This window comes from Roseovarius ramblicola (genome assembly GCF_042430665.1).
Lineage (GTDB): Bacteria > Pseudomonadota > Alphaproteobacteria > Rhodobacterales > Rhodobacteraceae > Roseovarius > Roseovarius ramblicola.
Map to the genome: position 1 here is coordinate 64,468 of NZ_JBHMEC010000011.1, position 23,552 is coordinate 88,019.

At 67.3% G+C, this 23,552-nt stretch carries 26 protein-coding genes, 5 tRNA genes and 1 pseudogene; 12 read left to right on the plus strand and 20 right to left on the minus strand.

From position 1 onward, the window contains the following. Positions 1-67 precede the first annotated feature (67 nt). Together ACFFU4_RS07455 and ACFFU4_RS07460 are read left to right on the plus strand one after the other, a co-directional pair. Positions 68-481: a hypothetical protein gene (locus tag ACFFU4_RS07455; protein ID WP_377068641.1), complete on the plus strand. Its 414-nt coding sequence runs from the start codon at positions 68-70 to the stop codon at positions 479-481. Further along, complete coding sequence (locus tag ACFFU4_RS07460) at positions 451-996, plus strand: Hint domain-containing protein (RefSeq protein WP_377068643.1); 546 nt, start codon at positions 451-453, stop codon at positions 994-996. The genes ACFFU4_RS07455 and ACFFU4_RS07460 overlap by 31 nt, the downstream gene beginning before the upstream one ends. Here ACFFU4_RS07460 and efp read toward each other — a convergent pair. Continuing rightward, positions 959-1,522, minus strand: a complete 564-nt coding sequence (gene efp, locus ACFFU4_RS07465) for an elongation factor P (RefSeq protein WP_377068645.1) — start codon at positions 1,520-1,522, stop codon at positions 959-961. The genes ACFFU4_RS07460 and efp overlap by 38 nt on opposite strands. A 215-nt stretch (positions 1,523-1,737) precedes the next feature. On the opposite strand from efp, the gene ACFFU4_RS07470 reads away from it, so the two are divergent. Then, positions 1,738-2,058, plus strand: a complete 321-nt coding sequence (locus ACFFU4_RS07470; RefSeq protein WP_377068647.1) for a DUF6280 family protein — start codon at positions 1,738-1,740, stop codon at positions 2,056-2,058. A 79-nt stretch (positions 2,059-2,137) separates the two neighbouring features. Beyond that, positions 2,138-3,616 (plus strand): cobyric acid synthase, encoded by a 1,479-nt coding sequence (locus ACFFU4_RS07475; RefSeq protein ID WP_377068649.1) that lies wholly within the window; start codon positions 2,138-2,140, stop codon positions 3,614-3,616. On the opposite strand, the gene ACFFU4_RS07480 is transcribed toward ACFFU4_RS07475, so the two are convergent. From ACFFU4_RS07480 to ACFFU4_RS07490, 3 genes are all read right to left on the minus strand, one after another. After that, positions 3,601-4,587 (minus strand): hypothetical protein, encoded by a 987-nt coding sequence (locus tag ACFFU4_RS07480; protein WP_377068651.1) that lies wholly within the window; start codon positions 4,585-4,587, stop codon positions 3,601-3,603. The two genes, ACFFU4_RS07475 and ACFFU4_RS07480, sit on opposite strands and share 16 nt — an antisense overlap. Before the next feature lie 72 nt (positions 4,588-4,659). After that, entirely contained in the window at positions 4,660-6,063 is a 1,404-nt protein-coding gene (locus tag ACFFU4_RS07485; protein WP_377068653.1) for a TolC family outer membrane protein, read from the minus strand. A 25-nt stretch (positions 6,064-6,088) separates the two neighbouring features. Continuing rightward, positions 6,089-6,742: a protein-L-isoaspartate O-methyltransferase family protein gene (locus ACFFU4_RS07490; RefSeq protein WP_377068655.1), complete on the minus strand. Its 654-nt coding sequence runs from the start codon at positions 6,740-6,742 to the stop codon at positions 6,089-6,091. A 148-nt stretch (positions 6,743-6,890) separates the two neighbouring features. Between ACFFU4_RS07490 and ACFFU4_RS07495 the strand changes: the two genes are divergently transcribed. After that, positions 6,891-6,964 (plus strand) — tRNA-Cys (locus tag ACFFU4_RS07495). Positions 6,965-7,084: 120 nt separating this feature from the next. Here ACFFU4_RS07495 and tnpA read toward each other — a convergent pair. Continuing rightward, positions 7,085-7,390, minus strand: a pseudogene (gene tnpA, locus ACFFU4_RS07500) (IS200/IS605 family transposase); the annotation flags it as partial. A 178-nt stretch (positions 7,391-7,568) separates the two neighbouring features. Between tnpA and ACFFU4_RS07505 the strand changes: the two are divergent. Next, a tRNA-Asp gene (locus ACFFU4_RS07505) sits at positions 7,569-7,645 on the plus strand. Positions 7,646-8,126: 481 nt separating this feature from the next. Next, positions 8,127-8,203, plus strand: a tRNA-Asp gene (locus tag ACFFU4_RS07510). A gap of 8 nt (positions 8,204-8,211) precedes the next feature. Here ACFFU4_RS07510 and ACFFU4_RS07515 read toward each other — a convergent pair. The 3 genes from ACFFU4_RS07515 to ACFFU4_RS07525 are packed head-to-tail and all read right to left on the minus strand — an operon-like array spanning position 8,212 to position 10,945. Further along, positions 8,212-8,697 (minus strand): flavodoxin family protein, encoded by a 486-nt coding sequence (locus ACFFU4_RS07515; protein WP_377068657.1) that lies wholly within the window; start codon positions 8,695-8,697, stop codon positions 8,212-8,214. After that, positions 8,694-9,512 carry an alpha/beta fold hydrolase gene (locus tag ACFFU4_RS07520; RefSeq protein WP_377068659.1) on the minus strand — a complete coding sequence of 273 codons (819 nt, stop codon included), beginning with the start codon at positions 9,510-9,512 and terminating at the stop codon, positions 8,694-8,696. Before ACFFU4_RS07520 ends, ACFFU4_RS07515 begins: the two co-directional genes overlap by 4 nt. Positions 9,513-9,556: 44 nt before the next feature. Next, positions 9,557-10,945 carry a M20/M25/M40 family metallo-hydrolase gene (locus ACFFU4_RS07525; RefSeq protein WP_377068661.1) on the minus strand — a complete coding sequence of 463 codons (1,389 nt, stop codon included), beginning with the start codon at positions 10,943-10,945 and terminating at the stop codon, positions 9,557-9,559. 218 nt (positions 10,946-11,163) lie between these two features. On the opposite strand from ACFFU4_RS07525, the gene hemA reads away from it, so the two are divergent. The 3 genes from hemA to ispG all read left to right on the plus strand — a co-directional run bounded on the left by hemA (position 11,164) and on the right by ispG (position 14,926). Beyond that, the gene (gene hemA / locus ACFFU4_RS07530) at positions 11,164-12,393 is read left to right on the plus strand and encodes a 5-aminolevulinate synthase (protein ID WP_377068779.1); all 1,230 of its coding nucleotides are present in this window, start codon (positions 11,164-11,166) and stop codon (positions 12,391-12,393) included. 114 nt (positions 12,394-12,507) lie between these two features. Continuing rightward, the gene (locus ACFFU4_RS07535) at positions 12,508-13,731 is read left to right on the plus strand and encodes a RodZ domain-containing protein (protein WP_377068663.1); all 1,224 of its coding nucleotides are present in this window, start codon (positions 12,508-12,510) and stop codon (positions 13,729-13,731) included. A 70-nt stretch (positions 13,732-13,801) separates the two neighbouring features. Continuing rightward, complete coding sequence (gene ispG, locus ACFFU4_RS07540) at positions 13,802-14,926, plus strand: flavodoxin-dependent (E)-4-hydroxy-3-methylbut-2-enyl-diphosphate synthase (protein ID WP_377068665.1); 1,125 nt, start codon at positions 13,802-13,804, stop codon at positions 14,924-14,926. 135 nt (positions 14,927-15,061) lie between these two features. On the opposite strand, the gene ACFFU4_RS07545 is transcribed toward ispG, so the two are convergent. The 9 genes from ACFFU4_RS07545 to ACFFU4_RS07585 all read right to left on the minus strand — a co-directional run bounded on the left by ACFFU4_RS07545 (position 15,062) and on the right by ACFFU4_RS07585 (position 18,670). Continuing rightward, the gene (locus ACFFU4_RS07545; RefSeq protein ID WP_377068667.1) at positions 15,062-15,304 is read right to left on the minus strand and encodes a hypothetical protein; all 243 of its coding nucleotides are present in this window, start codon (positions 15,302-15,304) and stop codon (positions 15,062-15,064) included. Positions 15,305-15,344: 40 nt separating this feature from the next. Then, positions 15,345-15,707, minus strand: a complete 363-nt coding sequence (grxD, locus tag ACFFU4_RS07550) for a Grx4 family monothiol glutaredoxin (protein ID WP_377068669.1) — start codon at positions 15,705-15,707, stop codon at positions 15,345-15,347. Beyond that, positions 15,704-15,961 (minus strand): hypothetical protein, encoded by a 258-nt coding sequence (locus ACFFU4_RS07555; protein WP_377068671.1) that lies wholly within the window; start codon positions 15,959-15,961, stop codon positions 15,704-15,706. Before ACFFU4_RS07555 ends, grxD begins: the two co-directional genes overlap by 4 nt. Continuing rightward, the gene (locus tag ACFFU4_RS07560) at positions 15,961-16,197 is read right to left on the minus strand and encodes a BolA family protein (protein WP_377068673.1); all 237 of its coding nucleotides are present in this window, start codon (positions 16,195-16,197) and stop codon (positions 15,961-15,963) included. The genes ACFFU4_RS07555 and ACFFU4_RS07560 overlap by 1 nt, the downstream gene beginning before the upstream one ends. A 66-nt stretch (positions 16,198-16,263) precedes the next feature. After that, entirely contained in the window at positions 16,264-16,851 is a 588-nt protein-coding gene (locus tag ACFFU4_RS07565) for a type III secretion system chaperone (RefSeq protein WP_377068675.1), read from the minus strand. Positions 16,852-17,257: 406 nt separating this feature from the next. Then, positions 17,258-17,333: transfer RNA gene (locus tag ACFFU4_RS07570), tRNA-Val, on the minus strand. 59 nt (positions 17,334-17,392) lie between these two features. Further along, positions 17,393-18,079, minus strand: a complete 687-nt coding sequence (locus ACFFU4_RS07575) for an SOS response-associated peptidase (RefSeq protein WP_377068677.1) — start codon at positions 18,077-18,079, stop codon at positions 17,393-17,395. A gap of 62 nt (positions 18,080-18,141) precedes the next feature. Continuing rightward, positions 18,142-18,216 (minus strand) — tRNA-Val (locus tag ACFFU4_RS07580). Positions 18,217-18,229: 13 nt separating this feature from the next. Further along, positions 18,230-18,670 (minus strand): HU family DNA-binding protein, encoded by a 441-nt coding sequence (locus ACFFU4_RS07585; RefSeq protein ID WP_377068679.1) that lies wholly within the window; start codon positions 18,668-18,670, stop codon positions 18,230-18,232. On the opposite strand from ACFFU4_RS07585, the gene ACFFU4_RS07590 reads away from it, so the two are divergent. Beyond that, the gene (locus ACFFU4_RS07590) at positions 18,669-19,010 is read left to right on the plus strand and encodes a hypothetical protein (RefSeq protein ID WP_377068681.1); all 342 of its coding nucleotides are present in this window, start codon (positions 18,669-18,671) and stop codon (positions 19,008-19,010) included. The two genes, ACFFU4_RS07585 and ACFFU4_RS07590, sit on opposite strands and share 2 nt — an antisense overlap. Positions 19,011-19,216: 206 nt before the next feature. Continuing rightward, a complete protein-coding gene (locus tag ACFFU4_RS07595; protein ID WP_377068683.1) occupies positions 19,217-19,684 on the plus strand; it encodes a tail fiber domain-containing protein in 468 nt (155 codons plus the stop codon). 55 nt (positions 19,685-19,739) lie between these two features. On the opposite strand, the gene lon is transcribed toward ACFFU4_RS07595, so the two are convergent. From lon to ACFFU4_RS07610, 3 genes are all read right to left on the minus strand, one after another. Then, positions 19,740-22,154 (minus strand): endopeptidase La, encoded by a 2,415-nt coding sequence (gene lon, locus ACFFU4_RS07600; protein WP_377068685.1) that lies wholly within the window; start codon positions 22,152-22,154, stop codon positions 19,740-19,742. A 222-nt stretch (positions 22,155-22,376) separates the two neighbouring features. Further along, on the minus strand, positions 22,377-23,099 hold the full coding sequence (locus ACFFU4_RS07605; RefSeq protein ID WP_377068687.1) for a heme-dependent oxidative N-demethylase family protein: 723 nt from the start codon (positions 23,097-23,099) through the stop codon (positions 22,377-22,379). After that, complete coding sequence (locus ACFFU4_RS07610; RefSeq protein ID WP_377068689.1) at positions 23,096-23,500, minus strand: DUF6314 family protein; 405 nt, start codon at positions 23,498-23,500, stop codon at positions 23,096-23,098. The genes ACFFU4_RS07605 and ACFFU4_RS07610 overlap by 4 nt, the downstream gene beginning before the upstream one ends. Between the last annotated feature and the right edge of the window lie 52 nt (positions 23,501-23,552).

Below are 23,552 nucleotides of genomic sequence, written 5' to 3' on the forward strand. Positions count from 1 at the left end.
CATACCGACAGCCGCGCCAAAACGGCCCAGAGACGTGTGACACCAGAGGCAGAGCAGGCAAGCCCCGATGGCGAATTACGGCGTCTGGATGCTCGAGGCATCCAACATAACCGTCAGCGGCGGGCAATCGCTGAGTGGCTTCGCGCAAGGGGCGGGCTCGAACCTGATGGGCGAGACCATCCGTCTCGAAACCAACGACTGGCTCGAGACGTACCTCCGCGACAGCGGCAGCGATACGCGATTCGACGACAACGACGATCAGCGCCTTGACGGGTCCCAGACCATCGACGGCACCGTCTATGGCGACGGCACGAAGGTCGAGGCCGAGTATCGCGTCACCCTGCGCGACCATGCCACCGGCGAGACATGGGACGTGCTGGGCTACAATGTCAGCAATTCCAGCCCCGCCTTCGGCACCATCGAGGGGCTGGCCTTTGTCGGGCCGCCGGGTTGCAACCGCTTTGCTGGCTGGGGTCGGTGACGCTCTCGGGCGCGGATCTGCGCCGCCGCCCGGAGTTTCGGCCGGTGCGCATCCGCGCCCACGCGTTCGGTCCGGGCCGCCCGGCGCGCGATCTGCTCGTGTCGCCGCAGCACCGCGTGCTGCTGCGCGACTGGCGGGCAGAACTCTATCACGGCGAGGCCAAGGTGCTGGCGGCGGTGGTCCACCTTGTCGATGGCGGGCGGGTGCTACGCGCGACCGCCGCGGATGGCATCCGCTACCTGCACATCATGTGCGACAGCCACCAGATCATCCGCGCCGAGGGGCTGGAGACCGAGACGTTCCTGCCGACGCAGGGCGCTCGCGGGCGTGCCGCGCGCGGCGGTGAACGAGTTGCTCGCCCTCTTCCCGGAGCTGGCCGCGCCGGATGCCGAACCGATTGCCGCGCGCCCGATCCTGCACGCATGGGAGGCGCGCGTAATGCGCCCGTGGCCCGAAGCGGCCTGAGCCCGGCACCCCTCAGGCGCGCTCGGCATACTCCATCGACTCGGTGTTGATGACGATGTCCTCGTCCTGCCCCACGAAGGGCGGCACCATCACCTTGACGCCATTGTCGAGCACCGCGGGCTTGAAGCTGTTGGCCGCGGTCTGGCCCTTGACCACCGGTTCGGTCTCAACCACGCGGCAGGTGACCTTCTGCGGCAGTGACGCGTTCAGTGCCTCGCTCTCGTGGAACTCCACCGTGATGGTCATGCCGTCCTGCAGGAACGGGCGGCGCTCGCCGAGGATCTCGGCGGGGAGCTGGATCTGCTCGTAGGTCTCGGTATCCATGAAGATCAGGTTCTCGCCCTCCTGGTAGAGGAACTGCTGATCCTTCTGTTCGAGGCGCACGCGCTCGACCTTGTCGGCGCTGCGGAACCGCTCGTTGAGCTTGGACCCGTTGCGCAGGTTGCGCATCTCGACCTGGGCAAACGCCCCGCCCTTGCCGGGCTTGACGTGGTCGACCTTGACCGCGGCCCAAAGGCCGCCGTTATGCTCCAGCACATTGCCGGGGCGAATCTCGTTTCCGTTGATCTTGGGCATGGGTCCGAACCGTGGCAAAAGGTTGATCTGGTGTCTTGCGTCCCTATATCTCGCGTAATGCACGGGGGCAAGACACCCATATTTCGTTTCAGGACAGCGCCAGCCATGCGCCTATTGCATACATGCTATGCATATATGCTCTATCCGAATCGATCAAAACGCGTCATAACCGCCGTCACGCCCGAAACGCAAGAGCAATAAGAACAGGACGAAGCATGAAGGATTTCGTTGACGGCACGGCTTTCAACGCCGAACAGGGCAACCGTGCGCGTAAACTCTTTGCGGCCGTGGTTCTGGCCGCGCTCGACGACGCCATCGCCGATGACAAGAAATACGGCAATGGCCCCGAGCAGATCGCCCGCTGGGCGCGCTCGCGCGACGGGCGCGAAGTGCTGTCCTGCGCGGGTGTCGATCCCAACGAGCGGGTGGTCGAGGGGCTGATGGAATTCGTCTCCAAGGGTGTGCGCACCTCGGTCGCGCTGTCGCGCGAGGAAAGCGAGCGCCGCCACGCCGCCGCGCAGGCCGAAGCCGCCTGAGCGCTACCGCGCAAGATCGCCGATCCGGCCCCGTCGCACGCGGCGGGGCCTTTGCTTTCCCGCAGGCGGGGATGGCCGCATGACGCACGCGATCATGATCCAGGGGGCCGGCTCGAATGTCGGCAAGTCGCTCTTGGTGGCGGGGCTGGCGCGCGCCTGCCTGCGACGCGGGATCAACGTCGCGCCGTTCAAGCCGCAGAACATGTCCAACAACGCCGCCGTGACCGGGGATGGCGGCGAGATCGGGCGCGCGCAGGCGCTCCAGGCCCGCGCGGCGGGATGCACCCCCCTGACCGACATGAACCCCGTGCTGCTCAAGCCCGAGGGCGCGCACGGCGCACAGGTTATCGTGCAGGGCCACCCGGTGGGGCGTCTCGGCGCGAGCGGCTACACACAGGAAAAACCGCGCCTGATGGGCGCCGTTCTCGACAGTTTCGCCCGCCTTGGGCGTGGCGCCGACCTGATCATCGTGGAGGGCGCGGGCAGCCCCGCCGAGATCAACCTGCGCGCCGGTGACATCGCCAATATGGGCTTTGCCCGCGCCGCCGACGTGCCGGTGATCCTAGTGGGCGATATCGACCGTGGCGGGGTGATCGCGCAGATCGTCGGCACGCAGGCGGTGCTCGATCCCGATGACGCCGCGATGATCCGGGGCTTCGCGGTCAACAAGTTCCGAGGTGAGATCGCGCTTTTCTCGGACGGCGAGCACGCCATCGCCGCGCGCACCGGCTGGCCCTCGCTCGGCGTGGTGCCGTGGTTCGAGCACGCCTGGCGCCTGCCACCCGAGGACGTGCAGGATCTCGCCTCATCGCGGGGCGGGGCCTGCCATATCGCCGTGCCTCAGCTTGGCCGCATCGCCAATTTCGACGATCTGACACCGCTTGCGGGAGAGCCGGGCGTCACGCTCGACATCGTCCCGCCGGGCCGCCCCCTGCCCGCCGATGCCGACCTGATCCTGCTCGCGGGCAGCAAATCCACCATCGCCGATCTGGAGGATTTCCGCGCCAATGGCTGGGATATCGACCTGGCCGCGCATGTCCGGCGCAGGGGCGGGGTGCTGGGCGTTTGCGGCGGCTACCAGATGCTGGGCCGCCGCATCGCCGATCCCGACGGGATCGAGGGCCCGCCCGGTGCGGTCGAGGGGCTGGGCCATCTCGATGTCGAAACAGTCCTGCAACCGCGCAAGCGTCTGGGCCTCACCGAGGCGCGGCACGAACCATCGGGCACGCCGGTGCGCGGCTACGAAATCCATCTGGGCGAAACCGCCGGTCCCGATTGCGAACGCGGCTGGCTGCGCGTGGGCGACCGGCGCGAGGGCGCGCAATCGCCCGACGGGCGGGTTCAGGGCACCTACCTGCACGGGCTTTTCGCCGAGGACGCGTTTCGCGCCGCTTACCTGGCAGAACTCGGCGCGGTATCGGATTTGCTGTATGACGATGCGGTCGATGCCACGCTCGACGCGCTCGCCCGGCATCTGGAGATGTATCTCGACGTGGATCGGCTGCTGTCGCTCGCCTCAGAGCCGGTGATCCCGCCCAAGGATCAGTCGAAATCCTGAGAATTGAGGGCGCGGTGTATCTCGCGGCGCACCAGCTTGCGCACGTTGCGGGTGATCCGCTCGCCCAGCGTGCCCATGAGCTCCTCGCGCACGATCTCGGCCACGAGATCGCGCAGCGCTGCCTCGTCGAGCACGGCCTCGTCATCGACGGCAAAGGCGTTTTCCTGATCCGGATGCGCCCCGGCGTCCTGGTCGCGCAGAGGGGCGCGGCGTTGGTCATCCGTGCCCCGCCCTCCACCGTGATCCGTCCCGGCCATGTCCGGGGCGTCCCCGTCCGCCTCGACGGTCGCATCCAGATCGCGCCAGTCCAGCGCCGGTGAGGATGCACCATCGGCAAAGGCGTCCTCGTCATCGCCGTCGGGTTCCCACGCGCTCGGCGCGGCAGATTCGTGCCGCGCGAACATCGCTGCGATCCCTTCGAGCGCGGGATCCTCTTCGGCATCCCCGGCATCGATTTCTGCATCGGAACCGGTCTGGTCCGCCGCGCCGGTGCCGCGCGCGCTCTTCGACCCTACGGGGCCAGGCGTATCGGGCCCGGCGTCGCCCTCCACGTCGGGCAATTCCGGTGACAGCGGCACGAGCGTCGCCTCGTCCTCCGTCTCGGGGGACGGTCCAGCGCCGGTTTCCGCGTCCCCGTGTTCGTCCCCTTGTTCTTCTCCGTGTTCTTTTCCGGCGATGTCAGCGGGACCGTCCCCTCCGCGGTCGGACCCGGGCACCGGCGCCGGGTCGATCTCGGGTGGATGCGCCTCGGTTACACCGACCGCCCCGACCGTCGCGCCTTCTGTCGGCACGCACTCATCCGCCGGAGCGGGGTCAGACTCATCCACCCTCTGCGACGGTGTCAAAACCAGCCGCTCGTCCTCGGGCTTTGTGCGCGATGTGCCGCCGTCTTTCTCCGACCCGTTCGACACGAGTCGGCGAATCGACGACAGAACGTCCTCGATATCCACATTTGCGACCGGGTCAGACATGCCTGTCACCACTTTTGCCTCGATTTCAGTTTACCCGCGTGGTTGTTTTCGCACAACCTGTTCGGAAAGTTTTCAGTTCTTTCCCAGCGCGCGCAGCACCCGGTCGAGCTTGCGGCCCCGCGGGCTCGACGGCACCGGCGCATCCTTCACCAGGTCATAATACGCCGCCGGATCGTAAGTCTGGACCGTAAGACCGAGGTCGCGCGCCGTCAGATCACCCAGCGACGCCAGCACCGAGTAGGCCGCGATCACCACATCGGCATTGGCCGAGATCAGGTTGGCCTCGGCATCGAGCAGGTCCTGCTCGGCATCGAGCACGTCGAGCGTGGTGCGCGCGCCCAGCTTGGCCTCCTCGCGGGTGCCCTCGAAGGCCACGCGCGCGGCGCGCACCGCCTCGCGGTTGGCCTCGCGCCCGGCGCGCGCGGCGCGCAGGTTGGCAAAGGCGTTGCCCACGTCCTGCTTCACCTGCAGTCCGGCGAGATGAAGCTGCGCCAGCCGCTGATCGCGTTGCGCCCGCGCCTGCCGCTCCAGCGAGGTCAGCCGTCCACCCTGATAGATCGGCCCACGCAACTCCAGCGCCACACTGCCCGAGCGCGAGAAATCCGAGCCGCTCAGGTCCTCGCCGTCGCTCAGCCGCCCGGTGAGGCTCAGCGTCGGCCGCCTTGCCGCCGCCGCGGCCCGCAGGTTGAGCCCCGCCGCCGTGACATTGCGCTGCGCCTCGAGGATGTCGGGGTGGCGCTGCATCGCCGCCGCCTTCGCCGCCGCCACATCGCCGCCGAGATGCGTCAGGTCACCGGGCGCGCGCAGATCGCCGGGTGCCCGCCCCACCGCCTCGCGAAACTCCTCGATGGCGCGCGCGAGATCGCCCTCCGCCACCGCCAGCCCGCTCTGCGCCAGTGCCACCGCCGCCTCGGCCTGCGCCACGTCCGTGCGCGTCACCTCGCCCACCTCGAACCGGTCGCGCGCGGCGCGCAGTTCCTCTTGCAGAAGCCGCAGGTTGTTGCGCCTCAACGAAACGAACTCGCGGTTGCGGATCACGTTCATATAGGCCTGCACCGCAGTCAGCAGCACCGCCTGCTCGACGCTGCGCAGGGTTTCACGGGTGGCCAGCACTGTCTCCTTCGCGGCCTCGGTCAGGAAATCGCTACGCCCGAAATCATAGAGCAGCAGGCTGCCGACAATACCGAGATTGCCGGTCGTATCGGTGGCGGTGCGCGTGATCCCCGCGCTGCGCACCCGCGAGAAATCGCGCCGGATATCCGCCGTCCAGTCGATGATCGGCCGCAGATTGGCCACCGCCTGTGCGACATCCTCATCGGCGGCGCGCAACAGCGCGCGGTTCTGCTCCAGCAGCCCGCTGTTGACATAGGCGTCGGCGAGCGCGTCGGCGAGCGTTTCGGCGCGGGCAGGCCCGGCCAGTACAGCCGCGCCCAGCACCACGCCGCAGGTCCAGAGCAATACCCGCCTCAGCGTCATGCCGGATGCCTCCCGCCGCGCCCTGTCACAGCGTGAACGCCGCGTGCCGCTCGAAGCCGGGCAGCACCGGCGCCCCCGCATTGAACGCAAAGCGCCAGTTCATGTGACCGTCGATCTTGTAGCCGATGCGTACCACGCCGAGGGCTCCCTCGACGAACATGCAGCCGATGCGCCCGCCTTCCTTGAGCTGATCGATGATCGCCCCGGGCAGATGTTCCACCGCGCCCTCGACGAGAATCGCATCATAGGGGCCGTGATCCGGCGCGCCCCCGGAGAGCGCGCCCTCGGTCATCACCACGTTGTCGGCACCCGCCTCGCCCAGCGCGCGCTGCGCCTCCTCGACCAGCGCGGCGTCGTCCTCGACGCCCACCACAGCCTCCGCGAGCCGCGCGATCACCGCCGCCGAATAGCCGTGGCCCGGCCCGATATCGAGCACCAGGTCGTCGCCCTCGATATCGAGCGCGTCGAGCATCTTGGCCAGCGTGCGCGGTGCCAGCACGGCGCGCCCGCCCCCGAGATCGAGATTCTCGCCCAGATAGGCGACCTCGCGCAGCCTCTCCGGCACGAAGGCCTCGCGCGGGACGCGCAGCATGGCATCGATGATCGGAAACTTGGTGACGTCGGAGGGGCGGACCTGCGTGTCCACCATCATGGTGCGGCGAGCGGCGAAATCGGTCATCGGCAGAACTCTCGTCTGGATAGGGCCATGTCTGAGGTTCTGACACATCTGCCGGGTGGCGGCAATCTCCCAGCACGCCCGCGGGCAAAACACCGCGCCGCCCCTTGCACTGCGCGAGCGGATCGGATAACCGACACTTCACCACACAGGCGAGTTGGCGGAGTGGTGACGCAGCGGATTGCAAATCCGTGTACACCGGTTCGATTCCGGTACTCGCCTCCATTTATATCTAAATCAGAGGGTTAGCGGCTGGACGGTCGGGTGTGACACAAAGTGGGACACACACCCTATGATGCTGTCATCTTACCTAAGCACCTCAAGACACGGCATTTACTACTTCCGCTAGCCAAGCCCCCGCGCCCAAGAGCGCCTGCCCCGGTAGCGTTTGCGCGGCTCGGGGAACTCCATCCGGATGCGCTGCGACGGGCGCCCCGTGATCCGCTGCATGTCGTCCGACAGCGACAGTTTCGGCGGGATCAAGAGGAACATGTGGACATGACCCCGCGCCAGCACGGCGCGCGTGATGCGCACGCCCGGTTCATCGCAGGTCCGGCGGATGATCTGGCGGAGGGGTACGGGCATCGGACGTCGCAACACCGTGCACCGGTATCCGGTGACCTGCACGACGCGGAGCCTGTGGGAAAATCGGGTGTGCGCGGACCGGCCGGGCGTCGGTGGTTTATCCCCGGCAGGGGAAGATCACCCACCATTCCTGCCGCATGCCGACCGCTTGTGAAAACCGCGATTTGCCGTGCCAAAGCCGCTTGACGCGGGCGCGGGCGGCGCTTAGAAGCGCGACACGCCCGGGCGACCGGGCAGGCAGCGGGCGGTTGTAGCTCAGTTGGTTAGAGTGCCGGCCTGTCACGCCGGAGGTCGCGGGTTCGAGCCCCGTCAACCGCGCCACGCTGCATGTTCCCCCCCGTGTCGAGCCGTCGCCACGCGCCGCCGCGCGAATCGTTGGTTAACGCGCTGGAATCGCCGGATTTTCCTGCTCTGTATCGCGTCGGCATTACGTCGGTATCGCGTCGGTGCCGAACCCGCCCCCGCGCCCGATCAACGCCGCGTGCGGTGGGGCAAGGGCGGGGTAACGGTGACGGGAAGGAGCGCCGGGCGACCCCGGCCTACGCATATACCCGATGCCTGCCTGGACAGAATCCTGGAGGTCGCCGCAGTGACCGCCGTTCGCGGGAGTCGAGCACCACATTCCGTTCCGCGAGGTACCGCTTTATTTGCAATCGGGTGAACCACAGCAGAACGGTCAGGAGCGTCAGGGTTGCGGCGGTCACGCTCACGTCGCGCAGGCCAATGCGCAAGCGGGGGAAATCGGAATTGACGATTTCGGGATTGACGGGGGCGCGGGGCTTGCCTAATCAGTCCGCCACGCGCGGTTGTAGCTCAGTTGGTTAGAGTGCCGGCCTGTCACGCCGGAGGTCGCGGGTTCGAGCCCCGTCAACCGCGCCATTCCCCCCTCAGAACGCGCCCATCTCCAGCCCCGCGGCCAGCGCCTGGCCAAGCTCGCGGCATTGGGCGAGATCGTCCTCGGGGATGGTTTTCTGCCCGAGGATCTGCTCGGGCGTCTGGGCATGGGTGCACACGATCATCGGCTCCTGCACCGGTTTGAGCCGCCAGCCCTGGGCGATGCGCGCCGCCTGCCGCACGGCATTGCTGCCGTCCGAGCCTGCGCAGATCATCAGCGCGTAAGGCCGCCCCTCGATGCGGCCCAGCACCTCGTAGTAGCAGCGGTCGAAGAATTCCTTCATCGCGCCCGAGAGGGCCGCCAGGTTTTCGGGTCCGCAGAAGATGTAGCCGTCGGCGCGCAGGAGGTCATCCGGCGTCGCGTCGTCTGCGGGCTTGAGCGTGGTTCGGCATTCCTCCTGCGCGGCGGCAAAGGCGGCCTCGGCCATCTTGCGGCTGCCGCCGGTGCGGGAGTGCCAGACGATCAGCAGTTCGGTCATGCCCGCGCCTCGTTGCGCAGCATGGCCTGCAGCGCCGCAAGCGTGGCCTCGGGGGTGGTGTCGGGAAAGAAATGCCCGCCGGGGATCGCCCTGGCGCGCATGTCGGTGCAGCGCGGGGCCCATGTGGCGGGCACGTCGTAGTGCTGTGCCATCGCGCCCTCTGCGCCGTAGAGGATATGCGCGGGGCAGGCGATGCGGGCATCCGCGTCGGCGCCGTCGTCGGCCATGTCATGGGCCAGCGTGGCGCGGTAATCGTTGCACATGCCGCGGATGGTATCGGGGTCGCGCCAGGCGGCACGGTACTGTGCCAGTTGATCCGCGTCGAAATCCGACAGGTGCGCCCCGCCCCAGCCCAGCAGGCAGGATGTGAAATAGGCGTCCGGGTCGGCGGCGATCATGCGGTCGGGGAACGGCTCTGGCTGGGCGAGGAAGAACCAGTGGTAATAGGCGCGGGCCACCTGCCAGCGCAATTCCGACAGCAGGGTATGGGTGGGGATGATGTCCATCAGCGTGACGGTCCGCACCCTGTGGGGCGCATCCAGCGCCAGCCGGTGCGCGACGCGCGCACCCCGGTCATGGCCCGCAAGGTCAAAGCTGGTGTGGCCGAGGCTGTCCATCAGGGCCAGTATCTCGCGCGCCATCGCGCGGAAGCTGTAGGCGGCGAGGTCCTGCGGCTTGGCCGAGGCCCCGTATCCGGGAAGGTCGGGGCAGATGACGGTATGGGTTTGCGCCAGCACAGGCGCGATCTGCGCCCACATCGCGCGGGTCTGCGGGAAGCCGTGCAGGAGCAGCAGCAGCGGGCCCTCGCCACCCATGCTGCAGGCGATGGGCCCGATGTGGTGATTGGAAAAACCGGGGATCATTTGGCGAGCGCATCGAGCACCCGCGCCCAGCTTCGGATGCCCTTGTGGAAGCTTGTCACGTTGTATTTCTCGTTGGGCGAGTGGATGGCGTCATCCTCCTGCGCGAAGCCGATGAGCATGGCGTCGAGCCCGAGGATGTCCTTGAAGAACCCCGCCACCGGGATCGAGCCGCCCATGCCGGTGAACACCGCTTCGCGGTCCCATTCGTCCGAGAGCGCCTGGCGGGCGGCCTCGAATTCGGGGCGGCCGGTGTTCATCACCGCCGCGGGCGATCCGTCGAGGTCCTGGTTCCAGGTGATCTTCGCGTCGGGCGAGAGGCGATCCTCCACATGCTTGCGGATGCGCGCGCGCAGCGCGTCGGGGTCCATGTCGCCGACAAGGCGGCAGGTGAGCTTGCAATGTGCCTCGCTCGGGATGACGGTCTTGGTGCCGGCCCCCTGATAGCCGCCCCAGAGGCCGTTGATCTCCAGCGTCGGGCGCGCCCATTGCTGCACCAGCGTGGAATAGCCCGCCTCGCCATGCGGCCGTGTCATGCCGACCGAGGAGAGGTATTCGTGCTCGTCGAAGCCGCAGTTTTCCCATTGCCGCAGCAAGTTGTCGGGCACCTCGTGCACACCCTCGTAGAAGCCCTCGACCGCGACGCGGCCAGTCTCGTCATGGAACGACGCGATGATGCGGGAAATCTCCCTGAGCGGGTTGAGCGCGGGGCCGCCGTAATGGCCCGAATGCAGGTCGATGGCGGGGCCCTCTATGGTGAACTCGTCCTTGAGCATGCCGCGGAGCTGCGAGGCGATGGACGGCACGCCGGGGGCCACCATCGAGGTATCGCAGATCAGCGCGAGGTCGGCGGAGAGCTCGTCGGCGTTGTCGCGCAGGAACGGGATCAGCGACGGCGAGCCCGATTCCTCCTCGCCCTCGAAGAAAAAAGTGATCCGGCAGGGCAGGCTGCCGTTCACATCCTTGTAAGCGCGGCACGCCTCGACGAAGGTCATGAGCTGCCCCTTGTCGTCCGAGGCGCCGCGCGCGCGGATCACTTTTCCGTGGGGCGTGTCCTGGATCTCGGGGGCGAAGGGATCGGTGTGCCACAGGTCGGGCGGGTCCACCGGCTGTACGTCGTAATGGCCGTAGAACAGCAGGTGCGGGCCGGTGGCCGCCTCGGGTCCGTCGATATGGCCCACCACCATCGGGCGGCCCGGCGTGGCGCGCTTTTGTGCCCGCGCCCCAAGGCTTTGCAGGTCGGCCACGAGCCAGTCGGCGGCGGCGTCGCAATCGGCGGCATGGGCCGGATCGGTCGAGATGGAGGGGATGCGCAGCAGCCCCGCGAGCCGGTCGAGCGCCGCGTCGAGGGAGCTGTCGATCTGCGCGAGCGTTGCGTCAAGGGTCATGGGTCCGGGCCTTTCGGGTTGCGTGACGATACCGTTGGCGGGAAACGTAACAGGCGCGGCGGTACTGTCCAGACGCTTGACCCAGGTCAAGGAACGGGGTCGCGGCGTTTTGTAGCCTGTTCCCATCCCGGTGAGGCGGTATACAAGCTGCGGGAAAATGACTAGATAACGGGCAGAGGGTCAAAGCACCCGCGGCTCTCGAAGGGAAGGATATGCCAGTGGATTACGCGGCAAGGCTGGATGAGGCGATCGGGCGTCTGCACGAGGAGGGGCGGTATCGCACCTTCATCGACATCGAGCGCGAAAACGGCAACTTTCCACATGCAACGTGGCGCAGGCCCGATGGCGAGGCGCAGCCGATCACGGTCTGGTGCGGCAACGATTACCTCGGCATGGGACAGCACCCGGTGGTGCTGACGGCGATGCACGAGGCCATCGACGCCACCGGCGCGGGATCGGGCGGCACGCGCAACATCTCCGGCACGACCGTCTATCACAAGCGGCTGGAGGCGGAACTGGCGGACCTGCACGGCAAGGAGGCGGCGCTGCTCTTTACCTCGGCCTATATCGCCAATGACGCGACGCTTTCGACCCTGCCCAAGCTGTTTCCCGGCCTGATTATCTATTCCGATGCGCTCAACCATGCGAGCATGATCGAGGGCGTGCGCCGCAATGGCGGGGCCAAGCGTATCTTTCGGCACAACGACGTGGCGCATCTGCGCGAGTTGCTGGCGGCCGACGACCCCGATGCGCCCAAGCTGATCGCGTTCGAGAGCGTCTATTCGATGGATGGCGATTTCGGCCCGATCGAGGCGATCTGCGACCTGGCCGACGAGTTCGGCGCGCTGACCTATATCGACGAGGTGCACGCGGTGGGCATGTACGGCCCGCGCGGCGGCGGCATCTGCGAACGTGACCGTCTGATGCACCGGCTGGACATCATCAACGGCACACTGGCCAAGGCCTATGGCGTGATGGGTGGCTATATCGCCGCAAGCGCGAAGATGTGCGACGCGGTACGCTCCTACGCGCCGGGCTTCATCTTCTCGACCTCGCTGGCCCCGGCGCTGGCGGCGGGGGCGCGGGCCTCGGTCGCGTTTCTCAAGACCGCCGAGGGCGCGAAGCTGCGCGAGAAGCATCAGACGCAAGCGACGATTCTCAAGACCCGGCTGAAGGCGCTGGGCCTGCCGATCATCGACCACGGCAGCCATATCGTGCCGGTGATCGTGGGCGACCCGGTGCATACCAAGGCGCTCAGCGACATGCTGCTCGAGGGGTATGGCATCTACGTGCAGCCGATCAATTTCCCCACCGTGCCGCGCGGCACCGAACGGCTGCGCTTTACCCCCTCGCCGGTGCACGGCCCGCGCGAGATGGATGCACTGGTGCGCGGAATGGATGCCCTGTGGAGCCAATGTGCGCTGAATCGCGCCGAAATGACCGGGTGAGCCGCCCGCGCGTGCAATGCTCCTTGCCTTGTGTTAAAGTGTGATAAAGAAAAGGCTGACGTCGAATCGTGAATTCGGCTTCGTAGGCAGGTACATGCGAGAGGCTCGTGGCGTATGATAGGTCGCCGTCGCACGCTTGAGACGACCATCGAAGAAGCCGATATTCGCGGTTTCGATGCGTATGACCTGCGCTTGGGTGATCTGATGCGCGGCGAGCGCGCCACCCTTGGAAAATCGCTTCTGGATGTCGAGCGCGAGTTGCGCATCCGCGCCAATTACGTGGCCGCGATCGAGAACGCCGATCCTTCCATTTTCGACACCCCCGGCTTCATCCCCGGCTATGTGCGCTCTTACGCGCGCTATCTCGGCATGGACCCGGACCGCGCCTTTGCCGCGTTCTGCGCGGAATCCGGATTTTCCATTGCGCACGGCATGTCCGAGCAGGCCTCGTCGCGTTACCGCCCCGAGCGGAAGTTGGCGCCCAGGGCCAGGCCCGCGGCGGGCGATGCGCTGGCGGGCAAGGGCACGCCCTTTGCCCCGGTGCGCGAGAGCGTGTTTTCGCGCATAGAGCCGGGGGCCATAGGCTCGGCGCTGGTGCTGGTGGCGCTCATCGGGGCCATCGGCTATGGCGGCTGGAGCGTGCTGCGGCAGGTGCAGCAGGTGCGCCTCGCGCCGGTGGAGAACACGCCGCTGGTGCTGGCCGATCTCGACCCGCTGGAGCAGGCGGGCAGCGCAGACACGGCGCGGGCCGGCTTTGTGGCTCCGCGCGAGGACCGGTTGAGCCGGCTCTACCGTCCCAAGGCGCTGGACGTGCCGGTGATGGTGGCGCGCGATGCGCCGATCTCGATGCTCGATCCGCGCGAGGTGGGTACGCTCAGCAGCCCCGCGCCGCCCGAGGCAGGCCGCACGGCGGACCGCGACAGCGCCATCGCGCGCGCGATCCTGGAAGCGCAGCAGGCATCCGACGAAACCCCGGCGGTGCCACAGGTGGTCGAGGGCGCGCGCGACAAGGTGCGGGTCGTCGCCGTCCGACCGGCATGGGTGCGGGTGCGCGCCGCCGATGGCAGCGTGATCTTCGAGGGGATCATGAACGCGGGCGACACCTACGAGGTGCCGGGCACCGAGGAGCCGCCGACCCTCCGGGTAGGCGAATCCGGCGCGGTCTATTTCGCGGTCAACGGGCAGCATTACGGCCCGGCAGGCCCGCGCGGCGCGGTGACCGCCGACCTGTCGCTGACGCCGGACGCGCTGACCGGGCGCTATGCGCTGGCCGATCCGGGCGCGGATGACGACCTGCAGAGCGTCGTCGCCGAACTGTCACAGGAACCGCAGCAATAGCCCCGGTTGTCCGGGGCGGCGCGACGGGCTATCTCTGGTGCAACAGCATCGGACCGCAGCGGGGCCTGCCATGACGCACAATCCCATCCGCCCGTGGCGCAATATCGAGCGCCGCCAATCCCGGCAGATCATGGTCGGGCCTGTCCCGGTGGGGGGCGGCGCGCCGATCACCGTTCAGACCATGACCAACACACCCACCACCGACGTGGCCGCCACCGTTCGCCAGGTGCAGGCCGCTGCCGAGGCGGGGGCCGACATCGTGCGCGTCTCGGTGCCTGACGAGCCGTCGTCGAAGGCGCTGCGCGAGATCGTGCGCGAAAGCCCCGTGCCGATCGTGGCCGACATCCATTTCCACTACAAACGCGGCATCGAGGCGGCGGAGGCGGGCGCGGCCTGCCTGCGCATCAACCCCGGCAATATCGGCGACGCGCGGCGCGTGCGCGAGGTGATCGCGGCGGCGCGCGATCACGGCTGTTCGATGCGCATCGGGGTCAATGCCGGCAGCCTCGAAAAGCACCTGCTCGACAAGTATGGCGAGCCCTGCCCCGACGCGATGGTGGAGTCGGGGCTCGACCATATCCGCATCCTTCAGGACAATGATTTTCACGAGTTCAAGATCAGCGTGAAGGCGTCGGACGTGTTCATGGCCACGGCGGCCTACATGCAATTGGCCGACGCAACCGACGCGCCGCTGCATCTCGGGATCACCGAGGCGGGCGGGCTGCATTCGGGCACGATCAAGAGCGCCATCGGCCTTGGCAACCTGCTCTGGGCGGGGGTCGGCGACACGGTCCGCGTGAGCCTCTCGGCCGACCCGGTCGAGGAGGTGCGCGTCGGCTACGAGATTCTCAAGTCGCTGGGGCTGCGGCATCGCGGCGTCAACATCATCTCCTGCCCGAGTTGCGCGCGTCAGGGCTTTGACGTGATCGCCACGGTGGCGGAACTGGAAGACCGGCTGGCGCATATCAAGACGCCGATGAGCCTCAGCATCATCGGCTGCGTGGTCAACGGCCCCGGCGAGGCACTGATGACCGATGTCGGGTTTACCGGAGGGGGCGCGGGGCACGGCATGGTGTATCTCGCGGGCAAGGCGAGCCACAAGATGTCAAACCTCGCGATGATCGACCACATCGTTGAAGAGGTCGAAAAACGCGCCGCCGAGATCGAGGCCGGCGCGGCGCAGGCGGCGGAGTAAAGTGCAGACCTGGACGTATGGTCATGCGACGGCCGCGCTGGCACCGGTCGTTCCGTTGCCCCGGTTCCAGCATGCGAACGGCCGCCGAAATCCCGTCATGCCACGAGACGCGCGCCGCGGGCTCTCTGCCACCGCTTACGTCGTTCTGTCCGCTTCGGCGTCCCCGCCGGCGGCCTCTGTGCTCTCGGTTTCCGGGTCGTAGCCTGTCTCACCCTCTTCGAGCAGGGTGACGTGGGTGCTGTCGGTCTCGGGGTCGTAGGCGAGGCCGTAATTGCTGTGCCCGTCCTCGCGCACGCGATGCCATTCGTGCCACGCCGCGTAGGCAAAGATGGCGACGAACGGGGTGAGGATCAGCAAGGCGAGCGCGCTGGTGGGCATGATCAGCTTTCCTGGCGGTCGTGTTCGGGGCGGGCCACGCTCATGCGTTGGCTTCGCGGATCTTCTCGGCGGCGGCCTTGTCGTAGGTCACGCCGTTCTGTTCGAGAAGCTGGTCAAGCTCGCCCGAGAGCGTCATCTCGGTGATGATGTCGCAGCCGCCGACGAACTCGCCCTTGACGTAGAGCTGCGGGATGGTGGGCCATTCGGAGTAATCCTTGATCCCCTGGCGGATTTCCTCATCGGCGAGCACGTTCACGTCGGCGAAATCGACACCCATGAAGTTGAGCACCCCGGCCACGCGGCTGGAGAAGCCGCATTGCGGCATGTCCCTCGTGCCCTTCATGAACAGCACCACATCGGAGGTGCTCACGGTTTGCTGGATGCGGGTCGTGACATCGGTCATTTCTTGCGGTCCTTGGGTATGAAGAGTTTCGCGTAGGTTTGCGGGTCGCGGGAGATGCGGTAGCTCATCGACTGGCCGCCGCTGACGCCCGAGGAATAGTGCGATTCGACGATGCTGTCGCCGGGGCCCGGCTCGGTGCCGCGCCCGGTCTCGCGCGGCGTGCCGCGCTCGTGGTGCAGAACCTGGGCGGCGCGCAGCACGGCGAGCAACAGGACGAGGCCCGACAGCACCGTGATGATCGCCGCGCCCGACATCAGCCGGGGGCCTTGGTGGTCAGCGCGAGCGCATGGATCGCGCCGTCCGGCCCGTCCATCTTGCCCTTGAGCGCGGCGTAGACGAGGCGCTGCTGCTGCACGCGGTTGAGGCCGCGAAAGCGCTCGTCCACGACCTCTGCCGCGAAATGCACGCCGTCGTCGCCCTCGACGGTTATGCGGGCGTCGGGCAGGGCCTCGCGGATGAGCGCCTCGAGATCGGAAGCGAGAAGGGCCATCGGCTTGTCTCCCTTATGTCCTCTGGGGCAGATGTAGACCGCACGGGGGCCGCGTGCAAGGGACGCTCAGATTTCCTCGCCCTTCTTGAGCAACTCGTCGATCAGGGCGCGCTGCAACGCGCCGCTGTCGCCACCGCCAAAGAGCAGCCCGCCCGAGGAATAGAGCGTGCCGAAGCTCTGCACCAGGTTGACCACCTGGCCGATGCCGGAGATGAGCTGATCCTTTTGCAGGGCTGCGAGCGGGTGGATATAGGCCGACCACAGCACGTCCCTGGCGATGGCGTAGCGGGCGTCGAGCGCGCTGTCGAAATTCGCCTGCATCATGCGCGTCATCTGCTCGGGCGTGACCTCGGCGCTGCGCGCGACCGGGGCGATGGCGCGCATCCGGTCGGCGCGCGCGTCGGTGACGACAAGCACCTGCACGCCGTCGATGGTGAATTGCCAGACCTTGCCGTTGCCCTGCGCCTCCGGGTCAAGCGCGCGGATGACGGCGTCGAGCCGCTCCAGGGTCATGGCGGGTTCGGGTTCGGGGGCCTCGGTTGCGGGGATCTCGTCCGCGGAAAGCGTATAAAGCGTATCCGGCACGGGGGCCTCCTGCGCGGCGAGGGCGACCGGCAGGACGAACAGGGCAGCGAGAAGTGTCAGGCGGGGCATGGCGTGTCCTTTGTCCGGGCTGTGCTCAGCCTGCCACAGCGCCCGCGCCCGCGTCACGCGGCTCGCCCAAACGTGAAGAGGAGAGGCACACCATTCGACCTGCCCGGTGCGTTTCCCGGAACGTATCGCGAACAGTCATTCGCATTCGCGCGATCCGCTCTGCCCTGTTGCTCCCGCTTTTCCGAAACGCTCAAAACCGGCACCCGCCTTCGCGCGACGCACCCTCTCCGAAACGACGGGGCGGGATCGGGGCGGGTCCGGCCGCACTCCCTGACATATGCACGCCCGCAGCCGACCCCCGCCCCTTCGGATGCAGCAGTCCGGGCCACGTCCGGCCTCAGCCGACAGGATCACCCAAGCGACAAGCGCGGCGCATGAATACGAGTGAACGCGACACGCTGTAGCGTGGTGGGTGATGAGAGACTCGAACTCCCGACATCTTCGGTGTAAACGAAGCGCTCTACCAACTGAGCTAATCACCCTGTCCGCGCCTGATAGCCAAGCGTCCGACCGCGCGCAAGGGCCTCTGCGCAGCCCGGCCTCAGGGCGCGCCGGGGCGGTCCTCCCTGGCGCCTTCGCCGCGCCGCAGCTCGCGCATGCGCGCCTCGGGATAGGGCCGCAAAAGCCGCTGCGCCGCTTCCGCGCTGCCCGTTAGCCAGGTTTCGTGGGCGTCCGGGTCGAGGATCACCGGCATCCGGGCGGGATGGACGCGCGCCACCAGCGGGTTGGGCCGGGTGGTGATGATCGCGTATTGCTCCAGATCGATCGCCTCGCCGCGCATCTCGCCGCGCCAGCGCCGCCAGATCGCGGCCATCGCGAAGGGCGCGCGCGCCTCGCGCGTCTCCGCCGTCAGCCCGAACCAGTGATAGACCGCCGGTGCGCGCCCCTTCGGCTCGCAAAAGGCCGAGGCAGGGGCAAGGCAGCGCCGTGTCTCGAAACTGTCGCGCCAGAACGGCGACGCCGCGAGCCGGTCATCGCGGGCATTGGTCACGGCCTTGGGCAGGATCGGCCGTCCGGTCCGCTTCGAGACCTGCGGCAGGGCGAATCCCCACTGCATCGCCAGCATCTCGCGCGCGCCCTCCGGCGTCAGCCGCACCACCGGCGCGTCGTGGCGCGGAAAGATCGCCGGCTGCGGCGCGGCATTGCCCAGCCGGTCCCGCGCGGGCGGGACGGCGAACAGCCGCCGCATCTCCTCCTGCGCGGTGACATTGGCATAGAGATTGCACATCCCGTCCTGCCCCGCTCAGCTCGTCCGGCGCGCGCGCCGCGCATCGGACACGAAAGGGGAAATGGTGGGTGATAAGAGATTCGAACTCCTGACATCTTCGATGTGAACGAAGCGCTCTACCACTGAGCTAATCACCCGCCGAGGCGCTGTTTAGCGCCCCTCCGCCGGGTCTGCAACACCCTCTTTCGCAGCTTTGTCATCCGCCGTGTCGCCGCCTGCGTCGCGCGGCGCGTTCTGCCGGATGCGGGCGACGATGACACGGCCGTTGGCCATCTGCTTGGTGCGGTTGATCTTGACCTTGCCCATCGGCGCGAGGTTAAGCTCGCGCCCCTCGGCGAGCGCCTCGCCGATGACGGCCAGCGCCGCCTCGAGCGCCGGCTTGGCGTATTTCTTCTTCACCTCCGAACGCGCCACCACCTGCGCCAGCAATTCCTGCCGCTTGAGGTCGGGTTGCGTCGGCTCGGGCGTGCTCTGCTCCACCACCACGGGCCGCGGCGCGGGCGCTGCGGGCCTCGCCGGGGTGGCCGCGCGCTTGCGCGGTGCGGGGGCCGCGTCGGACGCGCTGCCGCGCGAACTTGCTTTGCTTGCCATGAAATGCCTCGATCCTTGTGGTCAGGTCAGCGTGCCTGCATGCAACAGCGTAACGCTCAAACGACGACATTTCCACCGGACAGTTGACGCCGCCTCCGGCACCGCCCTACCTTGGGTGGGTTCGCAATACCATATCGGGGGAAAAGCATTGAAAAATCTTGTCTGCGCCATCGCCTGCGCCACCACATTCGCGGCATCGCCCGTGCTCGCCGGGGCGCTCAGCGATCCGGTGGTCGAGCCGGAGGTCATCGTCACCGAGACCACCGAGACATCACAGGATGTCAGCCAGCTCATCATTCCGCTGATGCTGATAATGATCATCGTCGGGATGGGCGTCTGACGGGCGACCGATGGTTTCGCGCGCGGGCGGCGGCCACCGACGCCCGCGCGGTTTTTCCGGTCAGAACCAGGGCCACCCGGAAGCGGGGCTGTTTCGCCGTGGGTGTCACACGCAAATGGCGTTGGCCCCTGCCCGTCAAATTCTCACCGCAAATGACGGTTTTGTGATATCATGGTGACCTGTCGTTGTGACACACGGGGAATATCATGAGAAAAATAATTTGTGGAACAGTGCTTTGCACCTCGATCACGCTGGCGGGGATGGCCCATGCGGCCGAAACCGCGCGGATGAGTGCCAACACGATCCGTCAGGCAACGGTCTCGACCCAGAGCAGCGGACCGGCCAGCGCCAGACCCGAAATCGTGGTCTGGATCCTGCTCGCCATCTTTTTCATCGCCGCGCTCGCCATGACCGGCGGCAGCAGCGGGGCCATGATGAGCCACTACTACGTTGCCAGCGACGAGGCGCTCAAGACCGATATCAAGCGCGTCGGCACGTCTGAACAGGGCTTCGGCATCTACGAATTCCGCTACAAGGGCCAGCCGCAGCGTCTTCGCGGTGCGATGGCGCAGGATGTGATGCGCCTGCGCCCCGAGGCGGTGCGTCGTCATGAGAACGGCTACCTGATGGTCGATTACGGCCAGATCGACGTGCGCCCGGCGCTGATCGACTGAGACGAAAACGGCGCGGGGGAATGCCCCGCGCCGCGCATGTCGTCTGCGGTGGCGCTCAGTGCGCCACGGTGCCGCGCGCCTCGTCATCGCCCGATTTGAGCGCCGCCTCGGCGGCGGCGGCCTCGTGCGCCTCCTGATCCCAGTCCACCGGCTCGGGCTGCCGCACCAGCGCCAACCGCAGCACGTCGCGGACGTGATCGACGGGGATGATGTCCAGCCCCTGCTTCACGTTATCGGGGATCTCGGTGAGGTCCTTCTCGTTTTCGCGCGGGATCAGCACCGTCTTGATACCGCCCCGCAGCGCCGCGAGCAGTTTCTCCTTCAGCCCGCCGATGGGCAGCGCATTGCCGCGCAGCGTGACCTCGCCGGTCATGGCGATATCCTTGCGCACCGGGATGCCGGTCAGCACCGACACAATCGACGTCACCATCGCCAGCCCCGCCGAGGGCCCGTCCTTGGGCGTGGCCCCTTCGGGGACGTGGACGTGGATGTCCCACTTCTCGAAGCGCGGCGGCTTGACTCCGATCGTCGGCGAGATCGAGCGGACATAGCTTGACGCGGCGTCGATGGATTCCTTCATCACGTCGCCCAGCGTGCCGGTGGTCTTCATCCGGCCCTTGCCCGGCAGGCGCAGCGCCTCGATGTTCAGGAGCTCGCCCCCCACACTCGTGTAGGCGAGCCCGGTGACCACGCCCACCTGATCGCTCTCTTCTGCGAGGCCGAACTTGAACTTCCGAACGCCGAGGAAATCGCTCAGATTGTCGGGCGTCACCTCCACCGTCTCGGCCTCTTTCTTGATGATCTTCGTCACCGCCTTGCGCGCGATCTTGGCGATCTCGCGCTCCAGGTTCCGCACGCCGGCCTCGCGGGTGTAATACCGGATGATGTCGGTCAGCGCCGCGTCTGTCAGCGTGAACTCGCCCTTTTTCAGGCCGTTGTTCTTCACCTGCTTGTCCAGCAGGTGCTGCCTGGCGATCTCGCGCTTTTCATCCTCGGTATAGCCTGCCAGCGGGATGATCTCCATCCGGTCGAGCAGCGGCGAGGGCATGGTGTAGCTGTTCGCCGTGGTCAGGAACATCACGTTGCTGAGGTCATACTCCACCTCCAGATAGTGATCGACGAAGGTCGAGTTCTGTTCCGGGTCGAGCACCTCGAGCATCGCACTTGCCGGATCGCCCCGGAAATCCTGCCCCATCTTGTCGATCTCGTCGAGCAGGATAAGCGGATTGGTGGTCTTGGCCTTTTTCAGCGCCTGAATGATCTTGCCCGGCATCGAGCCGATATAGGTCCGGCGGTGGCCCCGGATTTCGGATTCGTCGCGCACACCGCCCAGTGAGATGCGGATGAACTCGCGCCCGGTCGCCCGTGCCACGGATTTGCCCAGCGAGGTCTTGCCCACACCCGGCGGGCCGACCAGGCACATGATCGGCCCCTTCAGCTTCTTCGAGCGCTGCTGCACGGCTAGGTATTCGACGATCCGCTCCTTGACCTTCTCCAGCCCGTAGTGATCGGCGTCGAGCACATTCTCCGCGCGGCTCAGGTCCTTCTTGACGCGGCTCTTGGTGCCCCACGGGATCGACAGCATCCAGTCGAGGTAATTGCGCACCACCGTGGCCTCGGCGCTCATCGGACTCATGTTCTTGAGCTTCTTGAGCTCGGCCTCGGCCTTGTCGCGGGCCTCCTTGCTGAGCTTGGTCTCGGCGATGCGGTGTTCCAGTTCGGCGATCTCGCCCTCGCCGTCCTCGCCGTCTCCCAGTTCCTTCTGAATGGCCTTCATCTGCTCATTCAGGTAGTACTCGCGCTGCGTGCGCTCCATCTGGCTCTTGACGCGGGTCTTGATCTTTTTCTCGACCTGCAACACGCTCATCTCGCCCTGCATCAGGCCATAGACCTTCTCCAGCCGCTCGCTCACGCTCAGCGTCTCCAGAAGCTCCTGCTTGCGCTCCACGTCGAGGCCCAGATGCCCGGAGACGAGATCGGCCAGCCGCGCACCGTCCTCGGCATCGCTGACGGCGGCCAGCGCCTCGTCGGGGATGTTCTTGCGCACCTTGGCATAGCGCGCGAATTCCTCGGCCACCGTGTGCAGCAATGCCTGCGTGGTGGTCGGATCGCCCGGCATCTCGTCCAGCGGCTCGGCGCGGGCGGCAAAGAAGTCCTCGTTGTCGAGGTATTCGAGGATGCGCACCCGGTGCACCCCCTCCACCAGCACCTTCACGGTGCCATCGGGCAGCTTCAGCAGTTGCAGCACGTTGGCCAGCACGCCGACACGGTAGATTCCATCCTCGGCGGGGTCATCATCGGCGGGGTCGATCTGGCTCGACAGCAGGATCTGCTTGTCGTCGGCCATGACCTCCTCCAGCGCGCGCACCGATTTGTCGCGCCCCACGAAGAGCGGCACGATCATGTGCGGGAACACCACGATGTCCCGCAGCGGCAGCACCGGATAAGAGGCGTTGAGTTGGTCAGTCATGCTCGGCTTCCTGTTCTTGGCAAGAGGGCCGGCCCCGGCTCGGCGGCAGCGCGGACCCTCTCCGTTGCGTTACCCCCTCATTTGGGGCGCGGCACACCGGGTTTCAACGAATTGGCGCGCAGAATGCCCTGACAGCCCTCGCCACACAAGGGCGCATCCGGCCGCGCGGGCCGAATTGCCGCGGTCGGGGCCGCGGAACCGCCTTGCTGAAATGGCCGCCCCTCACCGCGCGATCACCCAGGTATGGATTGAGAACACGCAGGCGCGCGTCTCGGGCAGGCGCAGCACGCTTTGCCGTTCGGAGCGCAGATAGGGCAGGTCCGCCGTCTCGCCCGGCTGCACGCGCGAGCGCGGCTGGTGCAGCGCCGGATCGGCATAGTTGAGCGCGTTGAACCGCCACAAAGGGCGCCCCGGCTGCACCCCGTCAAAGAGCCGCTGCACGCGCCGCGCGATCCCTTCGTCATACTCCGGCACCGGCACATGGATCGCGGTCAGCGGGCGGCTGATTTTTTCCGCCAGCCGCCAGCTTGCCGGAAAGCACAGCACGGCGGCGGTGAGAACGTGCTCCTCGCCGCGCCGTTCCATCAGGCACAGGTCCTCCTGCACCAGGTGGCCCAGCGTGCCCATCGGGTCGGCGCGGTCGATGGCCACCGTCACGCCGTCGGGCCGCCGCACCTCTTTTGCGCCGATGGCATAGCCGTCGCCGTGCGCGGTCAGCCAGTCCAGAACGAACTGCAAAAGCTCGTCCATCGCCGGACCGGCCCCCCCGGTGACGGCGATCACATCGTCGCGCCGCTCCGACAGCAGCCGCGCCCGCTCCGCCATCTGCGCGGCGAACGCCTCGTCCACCCGCAGCCATGCCGCCGGGTCGAGCGGCACGATGCCGGGCAGCTTGCGGCGCTCGGCCATGTCGGTGGGCAGGCTCCGTTGCAGGATCGCGGTCATCTGTCCTCCCTCGTGTAGGTCGTTACCATGCGATAGTCCTTGCGCGGCCCGCGCACCGCCCATGTGACGGTGAATTCGGGCCAGCGGCTGAAATCATAGGTGCCGTCATACTGGTCGGGCTCGCACCAGTGGCGCGTCTCGCCGCCCTCGGGCGGCACGTCGTGAAAGAACCGTCCATCCGCGAAATACACGCGCGGTCCCTCCTCCCAGCGATAGCGCCGCTCCACCCGGATCGGGGCGGCCCCCGTCAGGCGCATCTCGCCGGTTTCGACATAGTCGAGCCCGGTTCCGTCCCGCGTCCAGATGGCATGGCCCGTCACCTCGGCCTCCTGCCCGGCGGCATGGGCGATCCGGCGCGCGAACGCCCAGACCCCCTCGAAATCCTGCAATCGCCGTGCCACCGTCGCACTCCGCCTTGCCGCGCCCTGCCCCGCGCTCTACAAGCGCGCCGAG

Bases quoted from the DNA above. Each gene is read 5' to 3' on its own strand.
- ACFFU4_RS07455 (WP_377068641.1), top strand. From the start codon at position 68: ATGGCGAATTACGGCGTCTGGATGCTCGAGGCATCCAACATAACCGTC.
- efp (WP_377068645.1), bottom strand. From the start codon at position 1,522: ATGCCCAAGATCAACGGAAACGAGATTCGCCCCGGCAATGTGCTGGAG.
- ACFFU4_RS07470 (WP_377068647.1), top strand. From the start codon at position 1,738: ATGAAGGATTTCGTTGACGGCACGGCTTTCAACGCCGAACAGGGCAAC.
- ACFFU4_RS07475 (WP_377068649.1), top strand. From the start codon at position 2,138: ATGACGCACGCGATCATGATCCAGGGGGCCGGCTCGAATGTCGGCAAG.
- ACFFU4_RS07480 (WP_377068651.1), bottom strand. From the start codon at position 4,587: ATGTCTGACCCGGTCGCAAATGTGGATATCGAGGACGTTCTGTCGTCG.
- ACFFU4_RS07485 (WP_377068653.1), bottom strand. From the start codon at position 6,063: ATGACGCTGAGGCGGGTATTGCTCTGGACCTGCGGCGTGGTGCTGGGC.
- ACFFU4_RS07490 (WP_377068655.1), bottom strand. From the start codon at position 6,742: ATGACCGATTTCGCCGCTCGCCGCACCATGATGGTGGACACGCAGGTC.
- ACFFU4_RS07515 (WP_377068657.1), bottom strand. From the start codon at position 8,697: ATGACCGAACTGCTGATCGTCTGGCACTCCCGCACCGGCGGCAGCCGC.
- ACFFU4_RS07520 (WP_377068659.1), bottom strand. From the start codon at position 9,512: ATGGGTGGCGAGGGCCCGCTGCTGCTGCTCCTGCACGGCTTCCCGCAG.
- ACFFU4_RS07525 (WP_377068661.1), bottom strand. From the start codon at position 10,945: ATGACCCTTGACGCAACGCTCGCGCAGATCGACAGCTCCCTCGACGCG.
- ACFFU4_RS07535 (WP_377068663.1), top strand. From the start codon at position 12,508: ATGATAGGTCGCCGTCGCACGCTTGAGACGACCATCGAAGAAGCCGAT.
- ispG (WP_377068665.1), top strand. From the start codon at position 13,802: ATGACGCACAATCCCATCCGCCCGTGGCGCAATATCGAGCGCCGCCAA.
- ACFFU4_RS07545 (WP_377068667.1), bottom strand. From the start codon at position 15,304: ATGCCCACCAGCGCGCTCGCCTTGCTGATCCTCACCCCGTTCGTCGCC.
- grxD (WP_377068669.1), bottom strand. From the start codon at position 15,707: ATGACCGATGTCACGACCCGCATCCAGCAAACCGTGAGCACCTCCGAT.
- ACFFU4_RS07555 (WP_377068671.1), bottom strand. From the start codon at position 15,961: ATGTCGGGCGCGGCGATCATCACGGTGCTGTCGGGCCTCGTCCTGTTG.
- ACFFU4_RS07560 (WP_377068673.1), bottom strand. From the start codon at position 16,197: ATGGCCCTTCTCGCTTCCGATCTCGAGGCGCTCATCCGCGAGGCCCTG.
- ACFFU4_RS07565 (WP_377068675.1), bottom strand. From the start codon at position 16,851: ATGCCCCGCCTGACACTTCTCGCTGCCCTGTTCGTCCTGCCGGTCGCC.
- ACFFU4_RS07575 (WP_377068677.1), bottom strand. From the start codon at position 18,079: ATGTGCAATCTCTATGCCAATGTCACCGCGCAGGAGGAGATGCGGCGG.
- ACFFU4_RS07590 (WP_377068681.1), top strand. From the start codon at position 18,669: ATGAAATGCCTCGATCCTTGTGGTCAGGTCAGCGTGCCTGCATGCAAC.
- ACFFU4_RS07585 (WP_377068679.1), bottom strand. From the start codon at position 18,670: ATGGCAAGCAAAGCAAGTTCGCGCGGCAGCGCGTCCGACGCGGCCCCC.
- ACFFU4_RS07595 (WP_377068683.1), top strand. From the start codon at position 19,217: ATGAGAAAAATAATTTGTGGAACAGTGCTTTGCACCTCGATCACGCTG.
- lon (WP_377068685.1), bottom strand. From the start codon at position 22,154: ATGACTGACCAACTCAACGCCTCTTATCCGGTGCTGCCGCTGCGGGAC.
- ACFFU4_RS07605 (WP_377068687.1), bottom strand. From the start codon at position 23,099: ATGACCGCGATCCTGCAACGGAGCCTGCCCACCGACATGGCCGAGCGC.